This is a genomic window from Sphingomonas nostoxanthinifaciens (assembly GCF_019930585.1).
Taxonomy (GTDB): domain Bacteria; phylum Pseudomonadota; class Alphaproteobacteria; order Sphingomonadales; family Sphingomonadaceae; genus Sphingomonas_I; species Sphingomonas_I nostoxanthinifaciens.
Map to the genome: position 1 here is coordinate 1,097,229 of NZ_CP082839.1, position 24,576 is coordinate 1,121,804.

Annotated in this window: 32 protein-coding genes and 3 pseudogenes; 19 read left to right on the forward strand and 16 right to left on the reverse strand. The window is 62.2% G+C overall.

Annotated features, from left to right (window positions below; genetic code table 11):
- The first annotated feature begins 18 nt into the window (after window positions 1-18).
- The 5 genes from K8P63_RS05080 to K8P63_RS05100 are packed head-to-tail and all read left to right on the forward strand — an operon-like array spanning window position 19 to window position 2,357.
- On the forward strand, window positions 19-264 hold the full coding sequence (locus tag K8P63_RS05080; RefSeq protein ID WP_223798760.1) for a glutaredoxin domain-containing protein: 246 nt from the start codon (window positions 19-21) through the stop codon (window positions 262-264).
- Complete coding sequence (locus K8P63_RS05085) at window positions 261-797, forward strand: TspO/MBR family protein (protein ID WP_223798761.1); 537 nt, start codon at window positions 261-263, stop codon at window positions 795-797. Before K8P63_RS05080 ends, K8P63_RS05085 begins: the two co-directional genes overlap by 4 nt.
- Complete coding sequence (locus K8P63_RS05090) at window positions 794-1,156, forward strand: thiol-disulfide oxidoreductase DCC family protein (protein ID WP_223798762.1); 363 nt, start codon at window positions 794-796, stop codon at window positions 1,154-1,156. Before K8P63_RS05085 ends, K8P63_RS05090 begins: the two co-directional genes overlap by 4 nt.
- Window positions 1,153-1,650 carry a DUF427 domain-containing protein gene (locus K8P63_RS05095; RefSeq protein ID WP_317629350.1) on the forward strand — a complete coding sequence of 166 codons (498 nt, stop codon included), beginning with the start codon at window positions 1,153-1,155 and terminating at the stop codon, window positions 1,648-1,650. Before K8P63_RS05090 ends, K8P63_RS05095 begins: the two co-directional genes overlap by 4 nt.
- Window positions 1,644-2,357 (forward strand): SDR family NAD(P)-dependent oxidoreductase, encoded by a 714-nt coding sequence (locus K8P63_RS05100; RefSeq protein WP_223798763.1) that lies wholly within the window; start codon window positions 1,644-1,646, stop codon window positions 2,355-2,357. The genes K8P63_RS05095 and K8P63_RS05100 overlap by 7 nt, the downstream gene beginning before the upstream one ends.
- Before the next feature lie 695 nt (window positions 2,358-3,052).
- Here the strand turns inward: K8P63_RS05100 and K8P63_RS05105 are convergent.
- The 3 genes from K8P63_RS05105 to K8P63_RS05115 all read right to left on the reverse strand — a co-directional run bounded on the left by K8P63_RS05105 (window position 3,053) and on the right by K8P63_RS05115 (window position 4,693).
- Window positions 3,053-3,340 carry a hypothetical protein gene (locus K8P63_RS05105; protein WP_223798764.1) on the reverse strand — a complete coding sequence of 96 codons (288 nt, stop codon included), beginning with the start codon at window positions 3,338-3,340 and terminating at the stop codon, window positions 3,053-3,055.
- Between the two features lie 116 nt (window positions 3,341-3,456).
- A complete protein-coding gene (locus K8P63_RS05110; RefSeq protein ID WP_223798765.1) occupies window positions 3,457-4,167 on the reverse strand; it encodes an aspartate/glutamate racemase family protein in 711 nt (236 codons plus the stop codon).
- Between the two features lie 64 nt (window positions 4,168-4,231).
- Window positions 4,232-4,693 carry a MarR family winged helix-turn-helix transcriptional regulator gene (locus K8P63_RS05115; protein WP_223798766.1) on the reverse strand — a complete coding sequence of 154 codons (462 nt, stop codon included), beginning with the start codon at window positions 4,691-4,693 and terminating at the stop codon, window positions 4,232-4,234.
- 53 nt (window positions 4,694-4,746) lie between these two features.
- Here K8P63_RS05115 and K8P63_RS05120 point away from each other — a divergent pair, with 53 nt between their 5' ends.
- The 6 genes from K8P63_RS05120 (at window position 4,747) to K8P63_RS05145 (ending at window position 11,736) form a co-directional block, all read left to right on the forward strand.
- The gene (locus K8P63_RS05120; protein WP_223798767.1) at window positions 4,747-5,667 is read left to right on the forward strand and encodes a MipA/OmpV family protein; all 921 of its coding nucleotides are present in this window, start codon (window positions 4,747-4,749) and stop codon (window positions 5,665-5,667) included.
- Between the two features lie 108 nt (window positions 5,668-5,775).
- Complete coding sequence (locus tag K8P63_RS05125; RefSeq protein ID WP_223798768.1) at window positions 5,776-6,765, forward strand: YncE family protein; 990 nt, start codon at window positions 5,776-5,778, stop codon at window positions 6,763-6,765.
- A 127-nt stretch (window positions 6,766-6,892) separates the two neighbouring features.
- The gene (locus tag K8P63_RS05130; RefSeq protein WP_223798769.1) at window positions 6,893-8,401 is read left to right on the forward strand and encodes an FAD-dependent oxidoreductase; all 1,509 of its coding nucleotides are present in this window, start codon (window positions 6,893-6,895) and stop codon (window positions 8,399-8,401) included.
- Window positions 8,402-9,019: 618 nt separating this feature from the next.
- Window positions 9,020-9,526, forward strand: a complete 507-nt coding sequence (locus K8P63_RS05135; protein WP_223798770.1) for a hypothetical protein — start codon at window positions 9,020-9,022, stop codon at window positions 9,524-9,526.
- Window positions 9,504-9,788, forward strand: coding sequence for a hypothetical protein (locus K8P63_RS05140; RefSeq protein ID WP_223798771.1), 285 nt, complete (start codon window positions 9,504-9,506; stop codon window positions 9,786-9,788). Before K8P63_RS05135 ends, K8P63_RS05140 begins: the two co-directional genes overlap by 23 nt.
- A gap of 28 nt (window positions 9,789-9,816) precedes the next feature.
- Window positions 9,817-11,736 carry a M61 family metallopeptidase gene (locus tag K8P63_RS05145; RefSeq protein ID WP_223798772.1) on the forward strand — a complete coding sequence of 640 codons (1,920 nt, stop codon included), beginning with the start codon at window positions 9,817-9,819 and terminating at the stop codon, window positions 11,734-11,736.
- Here the strand turns inward: K8P63_RS05145 and K8P63_RS05150 are convergent.
- The 4 genes from K8P63_RS05150 to K8P63_RS05165 form a co-directional block, all read right to left on the reverse strand.
- Complete coding sequence (locus K8P63_RS05150; protein WP_223798773.1) at window positions 11,645-12,181, reverse strand: MarR family winged helix-turn-helix transcriptional regulator; 537 nt, start codon at window positions 12,179-12,181, stop codon at window positions 11,645-11,647. The genes K8P63_RS05145 and K8P63_RS05150 overlap by 92 nt on opposite strands.
- On the reverse strand, window positions 12,178-12,603 hold the full coding sequence (locus tag K8P63_RS05155) for an ester cyclase (protein WP_223798774.1): 426 nt from the start codon (window positions 12,601-12,603) through the stop codon (window positions 12,178-12,180). The genes K8P63_RS05150 and K8P63_RS05155 overlap by 4 nt, the downstream gene beginning before the upstream one ends.
- 455 nt (window positions 12,604-13,058) lie before the next feature.
- Window positions 13,059-13,625: a hypothetical protein gene (locus tag K8P63_RS05160; protein WP_223798775.1), complete on the reverse strand. Its 567-nt coding sequence runs from the start codon at window positions 13,623-13,625 to the stop codon at window positions 13,059-13,061.
- A gap of 32 nt (window positions 13,626-13,657) precedes the next feature.
- Window positions 13,658-13,900 carry a hypothetical protein gene (locus K8P63_RS05165; protein WP_223798776.1) on the reverse strand — a complete coding sequence of 81 codons (243 nt, stop codon included), beginning with the start codon at window positions 13,898-13,900 and terminating at the stop codon, window positions 13,658-13,660.
- A 14-nt stretch (window positions 13,901-13,914) separates the two neighbouring features.
- Between K8P63_RS05165 and K8P63_RS05170 the strand changes: the two genes are divergently transcribed.
- The 3 genes from K8P63_RS05170 to K8P63_RS05175 all read left to right on the forward strand — a co-directional run bounded on the left by K8P63_RS05170 (window position 13,915) and on the right by K8P63_RS05175 (window position 15,471).
- The gene (locus K8P63_RS05170) at window positions 13,915-14,547 is read left to right on the forward strand and encodes a LysR family transcriptional regulator (RefSeq protein WP_263282716.1); all 633 of its coding nucleotides are present in this window, start codon (window positions 13,915-13,917) and stop codon (window positions 14,545-14,547) included.
- Window positions 14,544-14,795, forward strand: coding sequence for a LysR substrate-binding domain-containing protein (locus K8P63_RS20730; RefSeq protein WP_263282689.1), 252 nt, complete (start codon window positions 14,544-14,546; stop codon window positions 14,793-14,795). Before K8P63_RS05170 ends, K8P63_RS20730 begins: the two co-directional genes overlap by 4 nt.
- Window positions 14,796-15,153: 358 nt before the next feature.
- Window positions 15,154-15,471: a hypothetical protein gene (locus tag K8P63_RS05175; RefSeq protein ID WP_223798777.1), complete on the forward strand. Its 318-nt coding sequence runs from the start codon at window positions 15,154-15,156 to the stop codon at window positions 15,469-15,471.
- Window positions 15,472-15,522: 51 nt separating this feature from the next.
- On the opposite strand, the gene K8P63_RS05180 is transcribed toward K8P63_RS05175, so the two are convergent.
- The 3 genes from K8P63_RS05180 to K8P63_RS05190 form a co-directional block, all read right to left on the reverse strand.
- Complete coding sequence (locus tag K8P63_RS05180) at window positions 15,523-16,209, reverse strand: DUF4386 domain-containing protein (RefSeq protein ID WP_223798778.1); 687 nt, start codon at window positions 16,207-16,209, stop codon at window positions 15,523-15,525.
- Window positions 16,210-16,272: 63 nt separating this feature from the next.
- Window positions 16,273-16,701: a hypothetical protein gene (locus tag K8P63_RS05185; protein WP_223798779.1), complete on the reverse strand. Its 429-nt coding sequence runs from the start codon at window positions 16,699-16,701 to the stop codon at window positions 16,273-16,275.
- Window positions 16,702-16,869: 168 nt separating this feature from the next.
- Window positions 16,870-17,235 (reverse strand): hypothetical protein, encoded by a 366-nt coding sequence (locus tag K8P63_RS05190; RefSeq protein WP_223798780.1) that lies wholly within the window; start codon window positions 17,233-17,235, stop codon window positions 16,870-16,872.
- 34 nt (window positions 17,236-17,269) lie between these two features.
- Here K8P63_RS05190 and K8P63_RS05195 point away from each other — a divergent pair.
- Window positions 17,270-18,396, forward strand: a protein-coding gene (locus K8P63_RS05195) for an IS3 family transposase (protein WP_223796261.1) whose coding sequence is annotated in 2 segments (ribosomal slippage) — window positions 17,270-17,522 and window positions 17,522-18,396 — 1,128 coding nt in all. Because the reading frame shifts where the segments join, the coding sequence is not laid out codon by codon here.
- A gap of 300 nt (window positions 18,397-18,696) precedes the next feature.
- Here the strand turns inward: K8P63_RS05195 and K8P63_RS05200 are convergent.
- The 3 genes from K8P63_RS05200 to K8P63_RS05210 form a co-directional block, all read right to left on the reverse strand.
- Window positions 18,697-19,437 (reverse strand): Crp/Fnr family transcriptional regulator, encoded by a 741-nt coding sequence (locus tag K8P63_RS05200; protein WP_223798781.1) that lies wholly within the window; start codon window positions 19,435-19,437, stop codon window positions 18,697-18,699.
- Window positions 19,438-19,832: 395 nt separating this feature from the next.
- Window positions 19,833-20,135, reverse strand: a complete 303-nt coding sequence (locus tag K8P63_RS05205; protein ID WP_223798782.1) for a hypothetical protein — start codon at window positions 20,133-20,135, stop codon at window positions 19,833-19,835.
- A 16-nt stretch (window positions 20,136-20,151) separates the two neighbouring features.
- Window positions 20,152-20,364 (reverse strand): hypothetical protein, encoded by a 213-nt coding sequence (locus K8P63_RS05210; RefSeq protein ID WP_223798783.1) that lies wholly within the window; start codon window positions 20,362-20,364, stop codon window positions 20,152-20,154.
- Between the two features lie 260 nt (window positions 20,365-20,624).
- Between K8P63_RS05210 and K8P63_RS05215 the strand changes: the two genes are divergently transcribed.
- Window positions 20,625-21,104 (forward strand): SRPBCC family protein, encoded by a 480-nt coding sequence (locus K8P63_RS05215; protein WP_223798784.1) that lies wholly within the window; start codon window positions 20,625-20,627, stop codon window positions 21,102-21,104.
- A gap of 181 nt (window positions 21,105-21,285) precedes the next feature.
- On the opposite strand, the pseudogene K8P63_RS21070 reads toward K8P63_RS05215, so the two are convergent.
- Window positions 21,286-21,441, reverse strand: a pseudogene (locus K8P63_RS21070) (transposase); the annotation flags it as partial.
- A 53-nt stretch (window positions 21,442-21,494) separates the two neighbouring features.
- Here K8P63_RS21070 and K8P63_RS05225 point away from each other — a divergent pair.
- Window positions 21,495-22,214 (forward strand): IS6 family transposase, encoded by a 720-nt coding sequence (locus K8P63_RS05225; protein WP_223798785.1) that lies wholly within the window; start codon window positions 21,495-21,497, stop codon window positions 22,212-22,214.
- A gap of 64 nt (window positions 22,215-22,278) precedes the next feature.
- Here the strand turns inward: K8P63_RS05225 and K8P63_RS05230 are convergent.
- A pseudogene (locus K8P63_RS05230) lies at window positions 22,279-22,449 on the reverse strand (transposase); the annotation flags it as partial.
- A 221-nt stretch (window positions 22,450-22,670) separates the two neighbouring features.
- Here K8P63_RS05230 and K8P63_RS05235 point away from each other — a divergent pair.
- Together K8P63_RS05235 and K8P63_RS05240 are read left to right on the forward strand one after the other, a co-directional pair.
- A complete protein-coding gene (locus tag K8P63_RS05235) occupies window positions 22,671-23,129 on the forward strand; it encodes an NUDIX hydrolase (protein ID WP_223799742.1) in 459 nt (152 codons plus the stop codon).
- A gap of 178 nt (window positions 23,130-23,307) precedes the next feature.
- Window positions 23,308-24,023: pseudogene (locus K8P63_RS05240) on the forward strand (IS6 family transposase).
- 94 nt (window positions 24,024-24,117) lie between these two features.
- On the opposite strand, the gene trxC reads toward K8P63_RS05240, so the two are convergent.
- A complete protein-coding gene (trxC, locus tag K8P63_RS05245; RefSeq protein WP_223798786.1) occupies window positions 24,118-24,561 on the reverse strand; it encodes a thioredoxin TrxC in 444 nt (147 codons plus the stop codon).
- Window positions 24,562-24,576: the final 15 nt, after the last annotated feature.

The window sequence follows — 24,576 nt, forward strand, 5'->3', positions numbered from 1 at the left end:
CCGCCCGCGAGGAACGCCATGGCCGACGACAAGACAGCGACGCTCTACCGCATGATCCTTCCGGAGGAGACCTGCCCGTTCGGCGTCCACGCCAAGAAACTGCTCGAGGACAACGGCTTCACCATCGAGGAGCACATCCTCGAGTCCCGCGACGAGGTGGAGGCATTCGAGCAGAAGCACGGCGTCCAGACGACGCCGCAGGTCTTCATCGACGGCGAACGGATCGGCGGCAGCGACGATCTCGAGCGCTACCTCGCCCAGTGAATCGACGCGAGCCAGTCGTCAGGTCCGCCGGACTTTCGCCGCTTGTCGCCGGTGGCATCGTCATCGGCGTGCTCGGCCTGAGCGCTCTCATCGGACGCCGCAACGCCCCAGATCCCTCGCACCCCGGGATACGGAACTGGTATCGACGTCTCGACAAGCCCGGCTTCACACCGCCCGACGCCGTCTTCGGCGCGGTGTGGCCCGCCTTGGAGACCGGCATGGCGGTCGGCGGCTACCGCCTCCTGCGGCACGAACCGTCCGCCCGGCGTAACGCCTCGGTCGGGCTTTGGCTGGTAACGACGGCCATGATCGGCGGCTGGACCGAGATCTTCTTCCGCGAGCGCGCCCTAGCCAGCAGCGCCGCCGCGTCCGGAGCGATGCTGGCGACGACGGCCGCCTACGTGGCCACGACCCACAGGGTCGATCGCGTCGCCCAGGCAACCGCGGTTCCGCTCATGGGGTGGCTAGCCTTCGCCACCGTGCTGGCCACGCGCGTGTGGCAGCGCAATAGGCCGGCGGGCGCTCCTCGATGAGCCTGACCGTCTGGCACGACGGCAGCTGCCCGCTGTGCCGCCGGGAGATTTCCCTTATCCGGCGGTTGGATCGGCGCCGCGCGATCACGTTCGTGGACGCGACTGACGGCGCAAGCGCATGCCCGCTCGACAGGGCGGAGATGCTCGCCCGCTTCCATGCCGTGGAGGACGGCCGCATGCTCACCGGCGCGGCGGCGTTCGCCGCAATGTGGAGAGCGATCCCCATGCTGCGACCGCTTGGTCTGGCGGCGCGAGTCCCCTTCGTCCTCACCGGGCTCGAATGGCTCTACGGACGGTTTCTATCGGTTCGGCCGTCACTTCAGCGCCTCGCGCACCGCCTGGAGCGGCGGGCGGCGTGAACAGGCCCGTCCCCGATCTCGCGATGCCCTGGCAGGAGAGCGTCTGGACGTTTCCCCGTCCATCCATCGCGCAGCCCGTCCAGGCGCACCTGCGGGTCGTTCTCGACGGCCGGACCATCGCCGAGACGCGGCGCGGCGTTCGCACCATAGAGACGAACCATCCGCCAACCTACTACTTCCCACCGGACGACGTTGCTCCGGGAGCGCTGCGGCCCGTCGGCGGCACGAGCTTCTGCGAATGGAAGGGATCGGCGGTCTACTTCGACGTCGTGTCCGGCGACGTGGTCAGATCCAGGGCGGCTTGGGCCTACCCCGACCCGACCGCGTCCTTCGCGGACATCCGCGACCACGTCGCGTTCTACGCGGCTGCCATAGACGCCTGCTTCGTCAACGGCGAGCAGGTCGTGCCTCAGCCGGGCGGGTTCTACGGGGGCTGGATCACCTCCCGGGTCGCAGGTCCATTCAAGGGCATTCCGGGGAGCCAGGGTTGGTAGAGGCGGTCGCCGTCGTGATCGGCGCGGGCGGCGGCATCGGCGTAGCGCTCATCCAGGCGCTCGCTTCGTCCGGTCGCTACGCCCGCGTCCACGCGCTGTCGCGCGACCCGGGTGAAGATGACGGTGAAGTCTTCGGAGGCGTCATCGATGTCACGGACGAGGCAAGCATCCGCCACGCCGCCGGGCGCATCGGACCGCCAGTCGATCTGGTCGTGATCGCGACCGGCATCCTGCATGAGGACGGCATTATGCCAGAAAAGGCGCTGGGCGAATTAGACGGCGGCACGCTCGCGCGCATCTTCCAGCTCAACACGATCGGGCCGGCGCTGGCCTTCAAGCACTTCGCGCCGTTGCTGGCGAGCGACCGGCGTACCGTGATCACCGCACTCTCCGCCCGCGTCGGCAGCATCTCCGACAACCGCACCGGCGGCTGGTATGGCTACCGCGCCTCGAAGGCCGCGCTCAACATGATCGTGAAGTCGGCCGCGATCGAGATCGCGCGGTCCCGGCCGCTGGCCCTGTGTTTCGCGCTACACCCGGGAACGGTGGATACGGGTCTGAGCCAGCCCTTCCAGCGGGGCGTTCCGCCGGACCGGCTGTTCAGCCCCGACCGCGCGGCCCGGCAGCTCCTTGATGTGATTGCCGGTCTCGATAGCAGATCGAACGGTAGGATCTTCGGCTGGGACGGGCGCGAAATCGATCCCTGATGATTATCGTATTCTAGCAATTTTCTGCTGATCGACAACGGGCGGCTGAATCGTAAATGCACGAATCGCGTAACAACCTAAGCGCGCAAGAACGCCATGGGGCGAAGCGTAGTCTGAACGCTGCAGCCCGAATGATTGAAAATGGGACGTGGATCGTCGATCACCTGCGCGTCGGTTTCTGCCAAAAGCCCTCGTTTGCCGCGGTCGTTGAATATGGCGGCAAAGTCCCATTTCTTGCCTTTCAGCGCTGGCTGTCCGTGCCGTGGCGAAGTCCGGTGACGCAAGATAACGGTTGTCCGCTTCCGGGTGACGCGGATTGGCTCGTCAGTGTCCATCTCTGGGTTTACTTGACCATCTCATGCTTGGTCCAGCGGGACACTTATGCCTCCGAGCAGGTGGGTTAATCAGCTCGGCATTGCCGTCGTGGCTTAGGCGCTTGCGACACAGCACCACGAATGCGCGGAACACCGCCTTGAAGGCGGAGCGGTTGTCGCGACGGGAGCCGGCGATAGTCTTGAAGTCGGGCCGCAGCCCGCGCAGGAGTCAGATCAGTTCCGCGCAGGAGTCAGATCAGTTCGAGATTGCGCGCCGCCTCCGCCTCGACTGCACCTCGATTGAGGTGGCCGTACAGGTACAGCTTGAGCATGTCGGCCGCCCCGTTGCTTTCGGTTGCGCCCGCACGAAGCCGGTCTCGCTCAGATCGAGATCGTCCACGAACGCATCGATGAAGCGAACCGGGCTGTTCCACCGACATAGTCCTCGACCAATACCGGCAGCAGGAGTGCCTGCTCGCGCGCATGACCCTCGATGTACGCCATGAAACAGCATACGCCGGTCAGCGACCATATCGAATCAGCCGGTGTCTTGCCGCACAGTCTGCCATGGTTGAGCGGGAAGTTACTAACGGGCCGCGAGCGAGTTCGGCGGCTCGCAATGCCGCTCAACGGCCCCGCAAATGATCCCTCGCTTCCGGGATCGGCCACGTCGAAAATCGAGCAAATCTTTTGACGTGATGGCGTTCCTGCCGCCCAGCTTGCGGGGCATAACCGCCATCGACCCGCGCATCGATGGCGACTTTCCTCGCTTGCCTAGCGCGTCGCTATGAGGCCGGCTGAGTGTCGGCCAAAGCCAATTCCACCGCAACGGTCGCATGGATCGCGGTGGTATCGAAAATCGGGACGGGGCTATCCTCCGGTCGAAGCAGCAGCATCAATTCGGTGCACCCGAGGATCACGGCCTCGGCGCCTGCCTCAACCATCCGCGCGATGATCGCGCGATAGGCGTCTCTCGACGCCGCGACGACCTTCCCGACGACAAGCTCCTCGTAGATCACTCGATGCACCGTTGCGCGGTCCTCGTCCGTGGGGACGATGACACTCAACCCATGCTGCTTGGCCAAGCGCCCCTTGTAGAATTCGTGCTCCATGGTGAAGGCCGTGCCGAGGAGCCCGTCTTTCCGAATACCCGCCGCCTTAACGCGCCCTGCGGTCGGATCCGCGATATGGAGAAGCGGCACGTTCACCGCCGCCTGAATGGCGGGCGCCATGCGATGCATGGTGTTAGTGCAGATCAGCAGCATCTCGGCACCGGCCGCCTCGAGCCGCCGGGCCGCGTCCACCATGCGAGCCGTGAGGCCGCCCCAATCACCGCGATGCTGCAGCTCCTCGATCTCGGCGAAGTTGAACGACCACAGCAGGCAGGAAGCGGAAGCTGTCGGTCCAAGCCGGTCCCGGACACCCTGGTTGAGAATGCGATAATATTCCGCCGAGCTTTCCCAACTCATTCCGCCGATCAGGCCGATCGTCAGCATTGTCATGTCCCTCATGTGCATTTGCGCTACGCTGCCGATGCTCGGCCTTCGCCCTTAGGACCGGCTAGCTTTCCATCGTCTCGGCCAGCATCCGCATCAGCCGCACGAGATCGTCGAAATCCCGACGCTCCCAATCCTGGAACATCGCTACCGCCATGTCCTCGCGGGCTATATCGAGCGCGTCTGTCGCTGTCTTGCCCGAAGGTGTCACCACAGCCTCGTTCACGCGCTTGTCAGTTGCGCTTGGCCGCCGTTCGACCAACCCGAGCGCCTCGAGGCGTGCCACCTGGCGGCTGACCGTCGTGTAATCCCGACCTATGCCGTCGGCGAGATCGCCCACGCCGATCGGGCCGCGTCGCTCGACAGACACGAGCAGCGGGAACAGCGCGCGCTCGAGCGACAGGCCCGCCTTGGCGAGCAGTTCAGCATCGCGTTCGGGACGGTTCATCACGCCCGCGATATCGATCAGCGAACGGTGCAGCTCGGGCAGCAGCGCCTTAATATGTGCATTATGCACTTTCCTCATTGACACCCCGACCGCCTCCCTAGATATGTGCATTATGCACAAGGGAGCATGAGATGGAAGAGCAAACCGAGGCCGACGTTTTGATTTGCGAAGACTGCCCCGCCGTGCCGACCATCTCTCGCCGGCGCTTGAATGGGCTGCCGGCACTCCTGGCGATATCGTTCCTCGTTGCAGGGTTACCGAGCTGTGCCTGGGCGCAGGACGCGTCGACGGCAGGCGGTCATGCCGATGTCGCGGCTCAAGCGGGCAGCGATGCTCCGCAGGGCCCGATGAACTTCATCGCCGTCGGGGTCGGCGTGGCGCCCAAATACCCAGGCGCGAAGAGCTACTCGCCCGTTCCGTTCATCGCCGCCGACATCACGGGCAAGGGCGTCGAAATTTCGATGCGTGGTCCAAATATCCGCGCGAATCTGCTGGGCGATTCCGCTTTCTCCATCGGTCCCGTCGCCGGCCTCAACTTTGGTCGGAGCCAGAGCGACGGCGGCGTCGCCCGCAACCTTCCCAAGATCAGCGATGAAATCGATCTTGGCGGCTACGCCGCCTATCGCTTTGGCGGCAATGAGCGAGGCCAAGGCCAGCTCGAGCTGGAGGTCACCGCGCTCCGGGATGTGTCCCACACGAGCAATGGCTTCACCGTCAACGGAGACGTTTCGTACATCCTCCTGCGCAGCTTTCGCTGGAGCCTCGGAGCGGACGCCAACCTGACCTATGCGAGCAGCAGGACGCTACGCACGTATTTCGGCATTACGCCCGCCTCCGCGCTGGCCTCGGGCCTGATCCCCTATTCACCAACTGGCGGCGTCCGCGACGTGGGAGGTGGCCTTACCGCGGGCTACCAGTTCAACCGCCGCTGGGGTGTCATCTCGCGGTTCGGATATAATTATCTGGTCGGTGATGCCGCCAAGAGCCCGATCGTCAAGGCTGGATCGCGCGGCCAGCTGCTCGGCGGGGTCGCACTGTCGTACCGCTTTTGAACGCTCGCGGAGGCCTCAACCATGAAAAGATCCAATGGCCGACCTTGGTCACTTTCGGGCAGGATCATCCGATGGACAATTGCCGGCGCCTTAATAGCTAGCAGCGTCTTGATCGTGCCGCCTTTGTACCGGCTTATTGCTCCTGCGAAACCTTCATCCACAAGCGCATTGCGATTCACCGGCTTTATAACGCTGCCCCCGAGCACGAGCTTCCTATCTCTGTTCGACTACATGATTGTGGAAGGCGGCTACCTGTACGCGGCGAGCATCAAGCCGGGAACCGTTTTCAAGGTACCCCTTGGCGCCGGACCGCTGCCAACGGGTTCGCAGATCAAGAACCTGGCTGGACCGCCGTGGGGGCAAGGCGTGGCATTCGATCCAGTGCGACGTCTCGGCTTCGTGTCGCGCAGCGGCGCGAACAGCGTGGATGTGTTCGATCCAGCGCGGATGCGTCTCATTCGCCGCATATCGGTGGATGCCGGTGTCGATGCGGTCGTTTTCGATCCGGTGGATCGGCTGGTGTACGCGGCGCATGGCGACACCGGCCACGCCACCCTGATCGATCCCGACAGGCTCACTATAGTCGATCGTGTTCGGTTCGATGGGAAATTGGAGTTCGCTGCTTTCGACCCAACCACCCGGCGAATCTACCAGAATCTCAATGACAGGAATGCGCTTGCCGTCGTCGATCTCGCCCGACGGCAGGTCATCAATCAGTGGCCTCTGGAAGGCTGCGAAGGACCCAGCGGTATGGCCGTCGATGCAGCACGGCATCGTTTGTTCATAGCCTGCAACAGCAACTCTCGCTTGGCAGTGTTCGATCTCGACCGGCATAGCGTCGTCGCCACGCTGCCGGTCGGCCGGGCACCGGACGTGGTCGGATACGATGCGGCGTTGCACCGCATCTACACCACCGGCTGGTTCGGCATCATGTCGACGATCCAATCAGGCCCAGCTGGTCGCTACCGCGTGCTGGCGCCGATCCACCTCAACATCGGTGCGCACACGCTTGGCATCGATCCACTCACCCACCGTGTGTACATCGGCTACGCAAGCGTATTCTCCGCGCCGCGCATGGCGGTATTCGACGCCAAGTAGATGGTCGGCGCTCACGCCCAACTAGGGTGAGCCACCTTCGACCTATCTCGCGTGCATAATGCACTTATCTGTTGACACCGGCGCTGCCGAGGGTGATGGGTGCACTATGCACACAGAGGAACCCGGTATGGAAGAGCGAACCGACATCGACGTTTTGATCTGCGGAGCCGGCGCGGCTGGTCTGACGCTGGCCATCGACCTGGCACGGCGGGGTATCTCCTTCCGCATCATCGATCAGGCCGAACGCCCGTTCGGGGGCTCGCGGGGAAAGGGTATCCAACCCCGCACGCAGGAAGTGTTCGAGGATCTCGGCATCATCGATCGCGTCATGGCGGCAGGCGGCGTCTACCCGCCGATGCGCGCCTATGAGGCTGACGGCAGCTTCACCGAGCGGCAGGGCTTTCAGGCACCGCCGACATCGCCGGACGTGCCCTACTTTATTTCGCTGATGATCCCGCAGTTCCTGACCGAAGACGTGATGCGCGAGCGGCTTGCCGAGCTTGGCCATGCCGTCGAGTTCGGACACGCGCTGACCGGATTAAAGCACGGCGACGACGGGGTTAGCGCCGACATCGTATCACCGCAGGGTGAGCAGATGATTTATGCGCGCTACCTCATCGGCGCGGACGGGGGACATAGCTTCGTCAGGAACGCGCTTGGGATCGGTTTCCCCGGCAAAACACTCGGCGTGCGCGCGATCGTCGCCGACGTTCGGCTGAGCGGGCTCAACCGCGATGCATGGCACCAGTTCAACGATGGTGACATGGAGCGGCTTGTCGCGATCTGCCCACTTGCCGGCACCAACCTGTTCCAGGTCCAGGCGCCGATCGCGCTGGAAGGCGATCCCGATCTCTCGGCTGAAGGGCTGGAACGGATGATCGCCGAACGGACCGGCAGGAGCGATATCGAACTGCGCTCGGTGTCTTGGGCGTCTGCGTACAGGATCAACGCGCGGTTGGCGGACCGCTACGGGGTTGGCCGCGTGTTCCTCATCGGCGACGCCGCCCACGTTCATCCGCCGATGGGCGGGCAGGGCCTCAACACCGGCGTGCAGGACGCCTATAATCTGGCATGGAAGCTTGCGGCGGTCCTGGCCGGCGCGCCCGACGATCTGCTCGAGACCTACGAGGAGGAACGACGCCCCGTCGCGGCTGATGTTCTTGGGCTTTCGACCCGTTTGCTGGCCGGCGAAAGCCGGCAAGATGCCATGCGCCGCGGCGAGGACACCAGTCAGCTCGGTATCCGATACCCAGCATCCTCGCTTTCTCATGATAACGGAAAACGCACGGCATCCCCGCTCGCCGGCGACAGGATGCCGGACGCAACCCTGGCGGGCGCTGCGGGCCAACCCCGCCGCCTGTTCGAGTTGCTTGCGGGAGTGCACTGGACGCTGCTGATCGCCGCGCACGACTACCGGCCAACCGCTGCGAGGGAAGGCTTACGGGTCGTGACGGTCGGGCCTGGCGCGGAGATACGCGACGTCGCCGACCAGCTGGGTCTCAGCAACGGCGGCGGTCTGCTCATTCGTCCCGATGGCTATGTCGGCGCGACGTTCGACAGGATCAGCCTCGATCGGGTCGACGCGTATCTGGCGAAGGCGCTTCCCGCGCGCGGGCGCGTGTTGCAGGCCGCCTGATGAGATACTCCCAAGCATCGATCGCGACCGGCGGCATGCCCGTCGGTCCGATCCTCCGTAACGTGCTGTTTCAGGCGCATGGAGTGATCGTCTCGGCGGCTACTGGGGCTGTTCGCCGTAAGCATCATGACGGCGGCCATGCTGGTCTCAGCTATTCGCGCCTACGTCCGATCGGTGCGGGCGTGACAAAATGAACCTGACCGACAGCGTGTGCATGCCGGTCGGGGTCACTACCGCTCATGTGAGACGACAGCAGAACCGCAAAGACGATTGCGGCAGCCCGCCTCTGGAGAACATAATGCCGGCCATCGACCGCAACGGCGCCCCACTGTCGGCACCCGATCAGGCTATCGGACATGATGGGGCCATCGGTCGAACCAGGAAGGAACAGCGTTTGACGGCTGTTTCGAACGTACGGGACGAGCCAAAGTCGCTTCACGCGCGGCATCGGTCGCGGTGGCTCACTCTGGGCGCGAGAGCGCCGCTGTTGGCTGCGATCGCCTGCGCCGTTGTTGCCGGGGCGCAGGCGCCGGTCGTCCCCAAGCCCCTGCGTGCGCCCGAGTTCAGGCTGTCGGGTGACCGCGTGGTTTTGCCTATCGTATGGTCCGCGAGTACCCGTTGATCGAAAGCCGGATCGCCGGCGTCAAGGGCAAGCTCATGCTTGACACCGGAATAGACCAGGCGCTGGCCGTCAACGACCATCGCGTTCCCCTGCCGCCAGGGCAGCCGATCGGAACCGGTCATTTCGGCAGCGGTCAGTCTTTCCCAATGCGCCTAAGCACGTCCGTGCCCGATGTCCAAGTGGCGCATCTGCAATTCCCGAAGGTAACGCACGTGCAAACCAAGGACGCCACGCAGCTGGAGCACATCACGCCCGACTTCGTCGGCTGGCTCGGCTATTACTTCTGGCAGGGCTACGCGATGAAGGTCGATTATGCCCGGTCGCAAGCGACCTTCTACAAGGGTTCGCCCGAGGCTTATCTGGCCGGGGAAAAGGTCATTGGGATCATCCCGTTCGAGGTGAGCAAGCTTCCCAACCATCCATTGGTCCACGTCCGCATCGGCGGCATGGAGGCGAGGGCGGCGTTCGACACCGGCCAATATGGGGACGGTCTTCACGGATGAGGCGACGAGGCGTCAACTGCTGGCCGACGGCACGCTGAAACCGGGTTCCAAGGAGGGCTCCTACGATCTCACCGGCATCGAGTTCGGCGGAAAGCGCTATCCGGGCGTGGATCACATGGATGTTCAAACGACCCCGTTTCCTGCGGCATCGGCCATCGGCATCGACGAGCCTACGATCGTCACGATCGGCTACGGCTTCCTGCGGCAATACAAGACCGTGTGGGACTATCGCTTGAAGCGCATCTATTTGCTGGCGCGCTGACGGCATGAAAACCATTTTAGCGGGTCGCATGTTCGGGTTGTGGGCCGTTCGGTGTCGGCTGAAGACCGCAGTCGCCTTGACGGTATCAGTCTTCCTGGCGGTATCGCTTGCCGCACAGGCTGCTTCGCCATTGACGGTAGCTCGCACAGCATTGCCGGCCTGGTCGGAGAAGCCGTTCCGCGGAACGATCGAGCTGGACGTGGATGCGAGCGACACGGTGCATGGCATCGTCAAGACGCATGAGACGATCCCGGTGCAGCGAACCGGAGACGTGACCCTGCTCTACCCGGAATGGGAGACGGCCAGTCATGCTCCCACCGTGCCGGTCGCATCGCTCGCGGGCCTGACGATCAGGATCGATGGCCGCCGGGTGGAATGGCGCCGCGATCCCCTCGACGTCCATGTCTTCCATATTTCCGTGCCGGCGGGCGCCGAGCAGCTGGCAGTCGACCTGCAATATATCGCCGATCGCGGTACTTTGCGTGAAGGCATGCTCAGCGTGCCATGGCAACGCGTGCTGCTCTACCCGGCCGGCTGGTCCGTCGCGACCATCCGCGTCGCCGCCAGCTTGCGCGTCCCGACCGGGCTCACGACCGTCACCTCGCTCGACCAGACACACTCGGACGGCAGCCTCATGCGCTTCGCCCCGACCTCGCTCGAGCGACTCGTCGATGCGCCGTTCTATGCCGCCCGCCATGCGCGCACCATCGACCTTATGCCCGGCGACCCGCAGCCGGTTCGGCTCGACATCCTTGCCGAAGACCCCGCTTTGCTTGCCGCCAGCAACGCGGAGATCGCCAAGCTGCGCGCGCTGATGACGCAAACGCGTCGACTGATGGGGCCCGCGCCGTTCCGGCATTACGACGCGATCGTCGCGCTCGACGACGGCCCTGGCGCGGGCGGGATCGAGCATCTCGAAGAGGGCGAGAACATCCTGCCCACACACTACTTTCTTGATCCCGCCAAGCAGCTCGCCAACCGCGACCTGATCGCGCACGAGCTTGTCCATGCCTGGAACGGCCGATTCCGGCAGCCTGCCGACCTGTGGACCCCGACCTTCAACCAGCCGGTCGGTGGTAGCCTGTTATGGGTGTACGAAGGGCAAACCGAGTTTTGGGGACGCGTTCTGGCGGCTCGATCCGGCCTGCGAACCCGGCAGGAGACACTGGACAAGCTGGCGCTCGACGCCGCTCTCGTCGCCAACCGGCCAGGCCGGGCCTGGAAATCACTTGCCGACAGCACCAACGACGCGATCTACATGGCCGGCCACCATGTCGGCTGGCGCGATTGGCAACGCCGGGAGGACTATTATCCCGAAGGCGTGCTGCTCTGGCTGGACGTCGACGCCCGCCTGCGCGAACTGAGTGGTGGTCGGCGAGGGTTGGACGACTTCGCGGCGCTGTTCTTCCATGCGGTGAAACCCGATGGAACGGTCAGCACCTATACCTTCGAGGATGTGTGCCGCACGCTGGACATGGTCGCCCATGACGATTGGTCGGCGTTCCTCATGCGACACCTCCAGAGCCATGACGATGCCGATGCGATGGCCGGGCTGACCAGGGCAGGTTGGCGACTGATCTACACCAGCGCGCCGACCGAGAGCTTCCGCCAGGACGAAGCGGAGAATGGCGGTATCGACCTTACATATTCCATCGGTGCCGTGGTCGGGGACGACGGACGGGTAGAAAGTGTTGCCTGGGACGGTCCAGCATTCCGTGCGGGTCTGACGCCGGGTATGCGGCTGTTGGCAATCGGGGCATCTCCATTCTCGATCGATGCTCTTCGGCAAGCCGTTTCAAAAACGCCGAGTTCGCCGCTGATCCTTACAGCAGGAACAGATCACACTGGCCGGAAAATCACCGTCGTTTATGACGGGGGCCTCCGGTACCCGAAACTGGAGCGGCTTGAAGGAGTGACAGATCGTCTGTCGACCCTCCTCGCACCTTGATGAACTGCGCTTCGGCGAGCCGATCAAGGATCGAGATCGCCGCCCGGAGCATGTCTCGTTCACCGGGGGACAACTGGCTCTGAATGGCGTGCTCGATCCGAGATGTGCGCACTTGGCGCTCCTGCGCAAGTGCGGCACAGCCAGCGGGGGAGATTTTCACCAGACGGCTCCGGCGGTCAGAAGGATCGGCGCCCTGATGCACCAGTCCGTCCGTATCTAGCCCCGCCACCACCAACCGCATCGTTTGATGGGTCACGCCGCGCTTCTCGGCCAAGCCGGCGACGTTCATCGGGCCGAGCCGGTGAAGAAGATCGAGCGCTTCGGACTGCGCCGACCGCACCGTACCTGTATCCTGCCGAATGACGCGCACAAAGGCGCTGACGCTTCGCCGGAGATCATTTGCCAACCGAGCTTCGTCCGATCGGTCTCCATTCGCCTCGCTCATATATCGGCTAGTGCTGTTGCAAACTGGCGAGCACGGTCGAGAGAACTGTTGATACCCCAATGCTCGATATAGCGACCTTCTGCGACCCGCACGATATCAATGACGTCGATGCTGACCGGCTTGCCCGTAGCCTTAACCCCGAATAGCGGCCCGGCATGAACGCCCGAGATGGTCTTGCGCGTGGTCACCTTGTCACCTTCCTCAACCTGATCGTGGATCGTGACCTTCAATCCGGCCAGCGCCGGGCGGAGGACGTTTTCAAACGTGTTCCACATGCTCTCGGCGCCATCGGACGCGCCCGGCGGAGCAGATCGGTTTATAAACCCCGGCGCGATCAGCGCCTCGAAGGCGGAACGATCACCGCCTGCAATGACTTCCTCGTTGAACCGGCGAACCACCTTTTTCGCATCGTGCATCGGCATGGAGACCTCCGTTGGGAGTGCGCATATACAGGTATGCTGTGCGTCTTCAAGATTTCGCCATTGGCGGTGTTTCCCGATCAATTATCGTTTGAGGGAAGGGAGCCGGCCTGGTAGCCGAGTGATGAACTGCCTCAGGAGCCGATCGCCGGTTTAGGCGATCAGCTCTCCGACGGTGAATAGGACCGGCACATGACCGTGCGGTTTTTTTCGTCTGGTTCCTGCTAGGTGTCGTCATCAATCCTGCGACGGCGATATTCTACTCCGTACGCCGCGCATTTTTGATCGCAGTCATATGGGTTATGCCGATGGGAGCACCTCGTGCCATGCATGCCATGTCGAGCCATTTGACATCCAAACGCTAACAGGCCGTTCTTCGGATGTGCGCGAATAGTAGGTATCATGAAGGTGTCGCACACTTGTTGGCTCGACGGTGTGCATTCGAGCCGCTGCCTGCCTCAGCCCTTGGGAACGAACAACGCCGTTTTCCCATCGGCACCGTTGCGAAATATGGGAGCACCGTCACCGGCCAATGCTTGTGCCATGTCATGCTTCAGCACCGTCACGTTGGGCATGGCGGTGTAGAAACGCCAGCCGGTCAGGTCCGACTTGCCGATTGTAGCAAGCATGTACCCCTCGGTTGGAGCGGCCTTGCCCGCCTTGGCGGCATCGATCGCCTTCATCATGTCCACAACCGGCAGGACCACTGCAATAGGCTGACCTTTCTTGACTGGCAGGGCCTTGCGCTGGCGGCCGGCGGTGTCGCTGCCCCAAAGCTCATAGTCATCATCACCGCTGATCGTTCCGAGGTCGCAATATGGCCGCTGGGCCGCTGCCTGGTAGTCCAGGTGCATCAGCTTCGGCATCACGCTCATAGAGACGATTAGGTCGGCATCCGCCTGGATGGCCGGGTTGATTGCCCGTACGCTGGCGCCCTGATCCGCAGATACGGCACATTCGGCGTATGCCGCCCCGGCCGTGGCCATGCCGACCACCACCATCGATCCCCGAATCAATCGCTTCATGTCACCCCTCCTGCCGGGAACACGGTCGGCCGTTATGTCTTTTTGGCCAACTGGCCTGCCCCATTAGGGTGGTCAACCTGGTAATTTAGGGTTCCGGGCGAGGCAAGACGGCTTCGGGGGCTGGCGGCAGGTATCCTCGGCGATGCAACGCCCTTGCCGCCGATCGGCATCGCATAGACGCCATGCTGGAGGATGACGTCTTTCACCATCACCTCATTGTCGATGAAGTAGGTCGGGCGCAGGATCGTCGCGCTGAAGTCCATCGCCGCCAGCATCCGCTCGGCGCCGTCTGCTTGCCCTTGCCGACTTTACGCTCGTCGCTCGCCACGGCGGCTTCGGCAAAGCTGCTCGCGCCGCGCGGCGCCCCAAAGCAACATTGTCCCGGCGCGTAGCCGAACTAGAAGCGAGGCTGGGCCTACGCCTGTTTGAACGCGGTAGCCGCGACCTCAAGCTGACCGAGGAAGGACGGGCGCTGTACGAGCGCGCCGGCGCGCTGCTGACCGAACTTGAGGAGACGTCTGCGGCGATCGCGTCGGGTAGCGAGCGGGTGCGGGGCCGGCTGCGGATCAGCGTGCCTTTATTGTTCGGGCAGGTGGCAATGGGGCAGCTGGCCGCTGATTTTGCCCGGCAATATCCTGACGTTCGGCTGGAGGTGACGACCGACGACCGTGCCGTCGATATGATCGAGGAAGGCTGCGACCTCGTGATCCGGGTCGATCCCGCTGCCGACGAAGCGCTGGTAGGACGCCCCTTCCTCCATGACCGGCTTGTGGTGGCGGCTGCGCCCGACCTGCCGTGGGCAACAGGTGCGACCGTGCCCGGCGCGGTGCGCGGCGGCGATGCCACTCGAAGCTGGAAGGTGATCGCGCCAGACGGACCGGTGGAGATCATGTCGATCCTATCCTGCGTCTGTCATCGATGATCATGATCCGCGATGCTGTGCGCGTCGGCGCAGGCGCGGCGCGCCTGCCGCTGTCGCTGGTCAGCCGCGATATCGCAAGCGGCAGATTGGTGCATCGGGGCGACGTGGCCGGCTCCGACATCGCGCTTTGGGCGCTCTATCCGACCCGCCGGCTACTCAACGCCAGGGTGTCCGCCTTCCTTGAGCTCCTGCGACGATCTTTCCCCACTGGAATGCCGGAAGAACTTGCCGGCTATGTCGACGGTTAAGAAAGCCCGAATCCTGCCGCGCCTTGTAGTGAGACCTGCACAACCGCGTTCGTGATCAGTCCGTTTTGCCCTCGGCCGAAGGCCTGAGCGTCTTGAAATTGCTTTACGGGGTCGCCTACCGTGCTGCGGACACGTTGTAGGCGCGACGACCAGAACCGTCACGGTAAAACACCATGCGCGCCGTGAAGGGAATGACGACGATGATGCTACCGCTAGTCCTTGCATTGGCCGCCGCCGGCATGTCCGGAGCTTCGATGCAAAAATCGACGAAAGCGGATGTAGCCGTGTCCGCAGATCGTCGCGCTATCGAAGGGTTGCTGGCGACCTATATCAAGGCAGTCTCGACAAGAAACCAGCATTGTTCGAGACGCTGCTTCTCAACAAGAACGTGCCCTTCGCCTATGTTCCCGACGACAGCGCTGCGGTCGCGCGAAAGGGTACCGCTGATTACGAAGCGTTCCGAAAGGGGGTATTCGAAGGCGAAGCATTCACCCAAAGCTTTCGCGACGTGAGCATTGCGCAGGACGGCAATGTTGCCGACGTTCGCCTCGTGTTCGTCAATACCAGCCCGGGATCAACCTCTTGGGGATGGAAGACGATGCAACTCCTTAAGATCAACGGAAGCTGGAAGATTGCCAGCGAGTTCTTCACCAGTCATGCAGGCGCCCCACGCTAGGCACCTCGACGGCTACTCAAATGCGAAATTGGCAGAGGGCCGGCTGCACGGCTAACATTTGAATGGACGCCGGACCACCATCTGCATGGCCGTGACGAGCAGCCAGATAATGAAGGGCAGCTCACCAATCTGTAATAGCGATGCGATCCTTTCATAGTTCGCAATTTCCCCTGCTGGCACCAGCCCCGGCATCACCAGCATCGCACCGGACCCGAGCAGCCAGCCCAAGCCGCCCGCCAGTTCGCACAGGCCGAGCAGCTTTGGTACGAACCCGCTGCGGATGATCAGCATTCCGAGGGGAAGCAGCCACAGCCCCCAGAAGATGCCGGCGATTCCCACGCCGTCGCCATGCAGACGGATCATCAGACTGGCGAGTGCGTCACGCTGGGGCAGGGTGAAGGCATTCGCGATGCCGGGATCGATCGCCAAGGATAGCGCGCCTACCTCTGTCAGCAGGTTGAGGAACATGATCGGGATCGGCATGAGCGCCAGCACGAACATCTGCCATGCTAGGTTGCGGTTCACCGGTTGGAACATGCGATACATCTGGATCGCGAGAAATACCTCGACGGTTTGATAGATCGCCTCGCTCAACATGTTCAGCCGAATCATCGGCACCGCTTCGACGATGCGCATGACCGCGCCGGCCGGCCCCACACCATCGACAAGCTTAGCTGGATCGAGGGCGAACGACACCGGCGCGATCACGGCATCCAAGCCGTACAGAAGCGCGGCCACGGGTACGAGCCGTCGGAAATTCTGAACGTCTGCTTTTTCCATAGCTGCTCTCGCCGCCGCTGATCAGCGGATCGTCACTGCGCCTGGACGAGACCGCCACGGGTCCCCCGACGCAGCGAAGTAGGTGCGGCCCACATAGCCCCAGGGGATGATAAATGGGAACACCACGACCATCAGCACCGCAACGAGCGTGCTCGCCACAGCGTCGTCGATCCGGTGCGCCGTCCAAAGCGGGACTGCGATCCGGACCAGCCAGATCAGCTTCCACGTCATTTCGAAGAAGAGCAGTGGCAACATCTTTAACGGATATCGCAAGCCCAGGATCGAAAGCAGGCCAAGCGCGCACAGCATCGAAAGAACGATGCCGTGCATTACTTCCAGCGCGGGGCCGCGCGCGATGAGCACAGGCGCCATCTGCGAACCCAAGCCAAGGATTAAGAGGAGGTAACCGCAGCGCAGCAGATTGAGACGGGTCACAGATGGTTCGGTCATGCCGATTTCCCCGGCTTGGTTTGAAGGGATGTCACCCGGCGGACTGTTCAGCGGGTGGGCGACGCATATTATAAATTGTCTTTGCCTCGTTAACTCACAATCTGACGGGATCGCGCATCGCTAAATTACGTACGATATATGTTCGATCGACACGTGTGCCGGGCCCCATCACATATATATCGGTAGATTTTCCTCTTCCCACAGCATGAAGCGTTGAAGGCGCGTTTGTAGCGCAAGCACGGCCGTGCGATAGCTTGGCCACTCAGTACTAATGCGTTGTGGCGTCCAATAACGGACATGCGCGCTGTAGTCGCCCTGCAATTCCCTTATTATTTTACCTCGTTGCATTACTTCATAAACGAATGTCGCGTTGGTGGTTGACAGGCTCACGATCTGGGCATGCTCGTGCACGAGGTGAGATTTGAATGCTTGCGCGAAAAGAAAGCGTTCGCGGATCAATCCTGCGTGATCCGCTCCCGCCTCGATTTGTAACAAGTCGGCGAATCCTGACGTGCTCCCCTGAAACTCCTCCATTTTGAGCTAGAGTCCTTCATTGAGGAGGACGGAGATGAAGCGCAGCAGGTTTAGCGAGGAGCAGATCATAGGGCTCCTGCGTGAGCAGGAAGCTGGATCGTCGACCGCGGACGTGTGCCGCAAACACGGCGTGAGCAGCGCGACCTTCTACAAATGGAAGGCGACCTATGGCGGCATGGACGTGTCGCAGGCGCGCAAGCTGAAGGTGCTGGAGGACGAGAACGCGCGGCTGAAGCGGCTGTTGGCCGATGCGATGCTCGACAATGCGGTGCTGAAGGAGGTTGCCTCAAAAAACTGGTGAGGCCTGCCGCTCGCCGGAGGGCTGTCGAAGATGTTCGGCAGGCCTTCGGTATCAGCGAGCGTCGGGCCTGCGCCATCCTCAGCGTGGATCGGTCGTCGATGCGCTATGCGCATCGGCGTGGTGATGATGGCGACCTGCGGTCGCGTCTTCGCGAGATCGCGCTCGAACGTCGGCGCTTCGGCTACCGGCGGCTGGGGATCATGCTGGCGCGCGAGGGTCTGGTCATGAACCACAAGAAGCTGCTGCGGCTGTATCGCGAGGAGAATCTACGGGTGCGCAGACGGCGTGGTCGCAAGCGAGCGATGGGCACGCGGGCACCGGTGACGCTACCGCAAGGCCCGAACCAGCGATGGAGCCTGGACTTTGTGAGCGACACGCTGGTGTGCAGCCGGCGTATCCGCATCCTCGCCGTCGTCGACGACTTCACGCGCGAGAGCCTCGCGCTGGCGGTTGACACGTCGCTGTCGGGCGCTCGGGTCGCACGGGAGCTGGACGCGATCATCGCGGTGCGCGGCAGGCCGCTAATGATCGTCAGCGATAACGGGACCGAACTGACGAGCCTGGCGATCCTGCGCTGGGCGCAGGACCGGCAGATCGAGTGGCATTACATCGCGCCGGGCAAGCCGCAGCAAAACGGCTACGTCGAGAGCTTTAATGGTCGCTTGCGCGACGAATGTCTGAACGAGACGCTGTTCGCGTCGTTGAGCCACGCCCGCTCGGTGTTGAGCAGCTGGCGCGACGACTACAACCATGTGCGACCGCATAGCGGGATAGGCGGGCTGACGCCCGCCGATGCTGCCAAGCGGGTTGTGCAACCCCGCCCACATGGGCACGATGATGACCCCGGACTCCAGTTATGACTGGAGGAGAAATGGGGAGCACGTCACGCCCTACCTAAATTTGACGGCATTCACGACCTAAAGAGCAGACGCCGGCGTCGGGGCATGAGCTATCGTCTCTGAGGGAGATGATGCGGACATCGCTTGATAAGAGCGTGTTTGTCAGCGTCCCGCGTAGGGGGCTTGTTGGCTCCCGACCGGACTTGATAACTGCCATACCTATAAGCCAGACGCGCGCCGACGCCATGATGCGGTGTGTGGGCGGCGCATAGGATAAATCTTGTCTTGAGGCTTTATATTGATGTCTTATCAATATGAGGACTATAAGTTGTAGTTGGGAATCATCAAATATTCCGAGCTAAACTCAGCTATTTCATCTAAAAGACGGCCATTTGTTACCTTCACCCTTCCAGCTTTGAAAGTCATTATTTCAGTCTCACGAAAGGCCCGCAGTATACGGTTTACATGAACGGCAGTCAGACCTACGACTTCCCCAAGTTTCTCCTGTGTCATCGGTAACTGAAATGACCATCGCGAACCTGCGCCGATCTGTTCCATGCGTCGGCCCATCTCGCAAAAGAGATGTGCCACCCTCTCACGAGCGTCTCTGCGACCAAGTAGGCCGATCCATTTCCCAAGGCCGGCGGCGTCGACTGCTGTGTCCCGCCACAGTGCTTGCGCGATCGCGGGATATTCCGCCGCGATTGCTAAAAGCGCAGCGCGCGGCACCTCCACGACGGTGGATGAAGAGACCGTTGCGACCGTCCAGCTCACATCGGGCAGGACGCTGGCGATCAAGTCGCACATATCGCCAGGAATATAGAGGCTCGTGATCTGCCGCGCGCCATTGGCCCCCAGATCGCTTCGCGCCAGAAGTCCTTCGGCGACCAAGCAAACGAACTCACTTTTCCGGCCTGGAAACGCGACGTCGTAATGGGAACGAAGCTGCATGGAGTTGCCGGGAAGGCCGAGCACCGCGCTCCGCTCCTCGATCGACAGCACGGACCTGAGAAGCAGCCGCCGCAGGAACGCTGACAACGCTCCTCGGATTGCTTCGTTCATGCACGCTCCTCGTCATATTCGGCACGCGGTGCACCCCCCGCGTCAAATGGATATTGTATAAACATTACAAACGGTTTCAAGTGAATCCCGCTCGGATGAATAGCCAGCTCCACTCCGCGCCAAGAAGGTCTACTGAAGAACCGCCTTGCGTCGTCGCACTATGCCGGTCAAGCAAGCCGAGCGCGTGCTATCAAGCGAAACGGACCAGCTGCGGACGGTTGCTCTGCGTGTTGCTCGCATAGGTACGCGAGTGCAAACGGCAGGTGCAGCAGATCGGCCTGACGCGTCAAAGTTTTAAGTTGACCAGCGTTAGGCTAATCGGAATAGGCAAAACGCCGCCACCCTTTAAAGTGGTGAGGACGCCGCCGACGTTGCGAGAGCGCGGCGGCCGCGCCTTACCGGTCTTCTTCGCGCTCTTCATGTTCGTGCCAGCGACGCTCGCGGCGCTCGTCCCAATAGCGGCGGCGTGCCTCCTGCGCTTCCCAGCGCTGACGGTCCTCCCAACGCTCACGCGCCGCCCATGCTGCGCGGCGATCATAGCTGTATCCGTATCCATATTGGTAGCTCGGCGGGTAGTAGACCGGCGGGTAGTTTGGCTCAAGGTAGAGGCCAAGGCTCTGGGCAGAAGCCGAGCTCGCGGCAATCGTACCGGCGGCGGACGCCGCCAGCATGGTTAGCAGTGACATCTTGCGGGTCATAGGCGTTTCCTTCCTGTTAAAGGGCGCGGCAGCGGACGCCGCAGCAATTACCTTTTTTGATCGTGGTCATACCTGCAATCCAGGTAGCCTGGGAGATCACCGCACCCATGCTGGCCTCGTGGCCTTGGCGGTCGTCGCCGCTTCCGATCGCGATTCTTCGATCGCCGACGGGGAACGAAGTGGCGGCGACGGTTGCCAAAGCCGCGATCATGATCGACTGGTGCGCCATGATTCACCACACTCATCATTAGTTTGTGCAATACGACGAGATAAACAGGCGAAGATGCAGAGAAGCTGAACTGGTCTAGCAGACCCTGTTAATCAGCGTTGTTTTCTCGTAATGTCGGCTGGGTATTGATCGCAAATGCGGCGGCGTATCAGCCGCCTTTCCCGGCAAACCGGGGGCCCTGTCAGGCCGCGACAAATGCGTGCTGCTTGGCAGTTGGATCGCGGGTATGAAAGGAATGTTTTTACGATTGGAGAACCGGCATGCGACTGCTTGGATTTATCGCGGCAATGGCCCTCAACACGGCAACGCAGGCGGCCGATTATACGGTCGTCCGCGCTACGGCAGATGTTAACGTGAGCGCGGTCAGAGCTTGGGCTACTATCGGCGACTATTGCGCGGGTCTCACCAAGCTGTTCGATATGCCTTGCACGTACGCCACCGGGAGCGGCGCCCTGGGTACGGTACGTAGCCTCCGCGACGGGGCGGTTTTGGAGCCGATGCTTGCGCAGACCGCCCAATCCTACACCTATGGGCAAATTGCAGGTTCCAACGTAGGATTGGATTTTCACGGGACGCTGGCGGTCCAGCCGTTGGCGGCCGATCGTTCCCAAATTTCATACACCGCGGTTTACGACCAGTCCCGCCTCGCTAATGAGGCGCGCGCTGGGCGGCGGCAAGCCATGCAGACCAGTTTCGAAAAAGTGGTAGCCAAAGCCAAGGCGATAGTCGAGGCCAATTGAAGTTGCTTGCTCCGCCATGCTCGGCGTAGGTCGATTTCTCCTACACAGCCGAGACAGAGCGCGCGCTGGACAATTGCCAATCGCTGCTCACCGCCGGAAGCTAAGGCAGGGCGGGGCGCAAACTGCGTAACGTTGCGTGCGGGTATCAGCGTCTTAGAGCGCGTTTGAGAAGGGTGCCTGCTCACGTCCAACGGCGTAGCAAGGTGGCGGAGGCCGCGATGGTGATGAGGGTCTCGGCAACCTCGGTGAGTTGCTCGTAGTCACGGACGAGGCGTCGATTCTTGAAGATCCAGGCGAAGGTCCGCTCGACCACCGAGCGGCGCGGCAGCACCTCGAAGGGAGCTGTCAGAGCAAATTGCCCCAGGCTCAAGGGGACGGCTAAGGTGCGCCATGCGCCGCTACAAACCCCGATCTGCGAGCCCATTCCGCCACTTCAACTCCTCGCCTGAGGTGATCCGGCTAGTGGTGATGATGTATGTGCGGTTCCCGCTCTCGTTGCGGAACGTGGAAGACCTGTTGTTCGAGCGTGGCATCGGCGTCAGCCATGAGACGGTGCGGCACTGGTGGAACCGGTTCGGTCCGCTGTTCGCCAGCGACATCCGCCGCCAGCGCGCGAGCCGGATGCGCGGGTTCCGCCATTGGAGGTGGCACCTCGACGAGGTCTACGTGAAGATCAACGGCGAGACGCACTATCTCTGGCGCGCGGTCGATCACGAAGGTGAGGTACTCGAGAGCTACGTCACGAAGGCCAGAGACAAGGCTGTCGCGCTCAGGCTCATGAAGAAGGCGCTGAAGCGCCATGGATCACCGCAGGCGATCACGACCGACGGCTTGCGCTCGTATGGAGCGGCGATGGACGAGCTTGGCAACCGCGAAAAGCAGGAGATTGGCCGCTACGCGAACAACCGGGTCGAGAACTCGTACCTGCCGTTCCGACGACGAGAGCGCGCGATGCTCCGGTTCAGGCAGATGAGGTCGCTCCAGAAGTTCGCCTCGATCCACGCTAACATCTACAATCACTTCAGCCTGGAACGCCACCTCGTCGACAGACAGACTTATAAGCTTCGCCGTTCGGCCGCGTTGGCTGAGTGGCAGATCCTCGCGAGCTAGGCCGCTGCCCTTCAAGAGCGAACCGCATCCAGTGGAGACTAGTTCGCATTAGACTGACAGCACCCGCTGCTTCCATGAGGTGGGTACGATCATAGGCGCCGTCGGCGAAGAGATGCTTGACACACGGCCAGCGTTTGCGGATCGCAGCAACGATGTTCTGGGCGCCGGCGCTGTCGGAGATGTCTGCGGTGGTGAGGTCGACCATCAGTGGTCTTTCATCGGTTTCGACGGCAAGCCGGAAGGCGGTTCTGAATGACCATCTTTAAGTCCTGAAGGTCGCGGCGTCTTGGCGGGGGCCGTTGCGGCATAATCAATCGAGCTTGATCGCAGCGGGCGGAGCAAGCCGAAAGCTCGTCCGTTGTGTCGGCATATGCTTAGACGCCATCACAAAACTGGTTGTCATAAAAGTGTCATATTCTATGAGGATGAGATGATGGGAATTGTCTCTCTTTGGTAATGCTTCAATCGGCAGCGATACCCTATCGGATCGATGACGCAGGCGGGGTTTCTCTGCTGCTCATCCGTTCGCGAACCAGGCGGCGCTGGATCATTCCCAAAGGTAAGATAGGCGCTCGATTGCTGCCAAGCCGATCAGCAGAGCGCGAAGCTTTCGAGGAGGCGGGTGTTCTCGGACGGATCGGCCACGAGCCGATTGGGAGCTATCGGCAACCAGCAGGCAATCGCGCGCCTTTGGGCGAGAGTCTCCTCGTTCAGGCTTATCCACTGGAAGTCGTCGACGAGCTATCTGTGTGGCAGGAGATGCATCAGCGCGAACGCCGCTGGTTCACAGTGAAGGAGGCGCTCAGAGCGGTGACCGATCCGGAGATCAAGACGCTGATCCGAATTTTTGGTTCTTATGCGCGCGGTCTGCGAGAGGCCGGGCCGACGGGCGTTGCAAAAGTCCCTCCGGTCTAGATCGAGGTCGATCAAGTCACCACCATTGCAATGGCGCGCCGGAGAGTCGGCATGAAAGACGATTTGGAATTGGTAATTGCCAAGCATGCCGCGAACGGCCGCTTTTGTGTCTAGACCGTAGACGGCGCTGTCAGACCAAATGCACCGCTCGGCAAGGAGGGGCTGGGTAGGGGGCTAGATGCCTCGTCCTCGCAAGCCACAGAGCTCGTTCCGCTACCCAACTCGTCACCCAAGGTGATCCGCCTCGTGGTGATGATGTATGTGCGGTTCCCGCTGTCGCTGCGGAACGTCGAGGACCTGCTATCCGAGCGCGGGATCGACATCTGCCATGAGACGGTGCGACATTGGTGGAAACGCTTCGGTCCGATGTTTGCGGGCGATATCCGTCGGCAGCGGGTGTCTCGCATGCGGGGCTTCCGCCATTGGCGCTGGCACCTCGACGAGATGTACGTGAAGCTCAACGGTGAGATGGTCTACCTCTGGCGAGCCGTCGATCACGAGGGCGAGATCCTCGAAAGCTACGTCACCAAAGGGCGCGACAAGGGCGCAGCGCTTCGCTTCATGAAGAGGGCGCTGAAGCGTCATGGCTCGCCGGAGGCCGTCATAACCGACGGGCTGCGCTCCTATCGCGCCGCGATGACCGAGCTCGGCAACGAGGACAAGCAGGAGGTCGGCCGCTGGGCCAACAACCGAGTTGAGAACAGCCATCTGCCGTTCCGACGACGATAACGGGCGATGCTGCGGTTCCGACGAATGGCGAGGCTCCAGAAGTTCGCCTCAGTCCATGCAAATGTCCACAACCACTTCAATCTCGAACGCCATCTTGTCGATCGCCAGACCTATAAGCTTCGCCGCTTAGCCGCCCTGGCTGAGTGGCAGCTCCTCATGAGCTAGGCTGCCAGCCTCAAAGACCGAACCGCATCGGGTGGAGACGGGTTCGCATTAGACTGACAGCACCCAACAGGCCTGTATCCGCTTTCCCCGCAGGTCAGATCGCGCTGCGCGCCCAATCCACGATCGCTCGCTGCGGCATCGCGCCGGACTGCCGCGCTACTTCACGCCCTTTGCGAAACAGGATCATCGTCGGGATCGACCGAATAGCATAGCGACCTGCGATGGCCTGCTCGGCTTCGGTATCGAGATTTCCGAGCCGCACCCACGGCTCAAGCTGCTGGGCGGCCGCCTCGAATGCGGGAGCCATCTGACGACATGGGCCGCACCATGAGGCCCAGAAATCGACCAGCAGTGGCAGGTCCGACCGCGACGCATGGGCGTCGGAATTGGCGGCGGTGATCGTGACCGGCTTGGCAGCAAAGAGCGCGTTCTTGCAGCGCCCGCAGGTGCCGGCCCCGATCCTCTCGCGCGGCACCCGGTTGAGCGACGCGCAATGCGGGCAGGCGACGATCAGGGCGTCGGTCGATGTCGTTGCCATGGTCGTCTCATAACT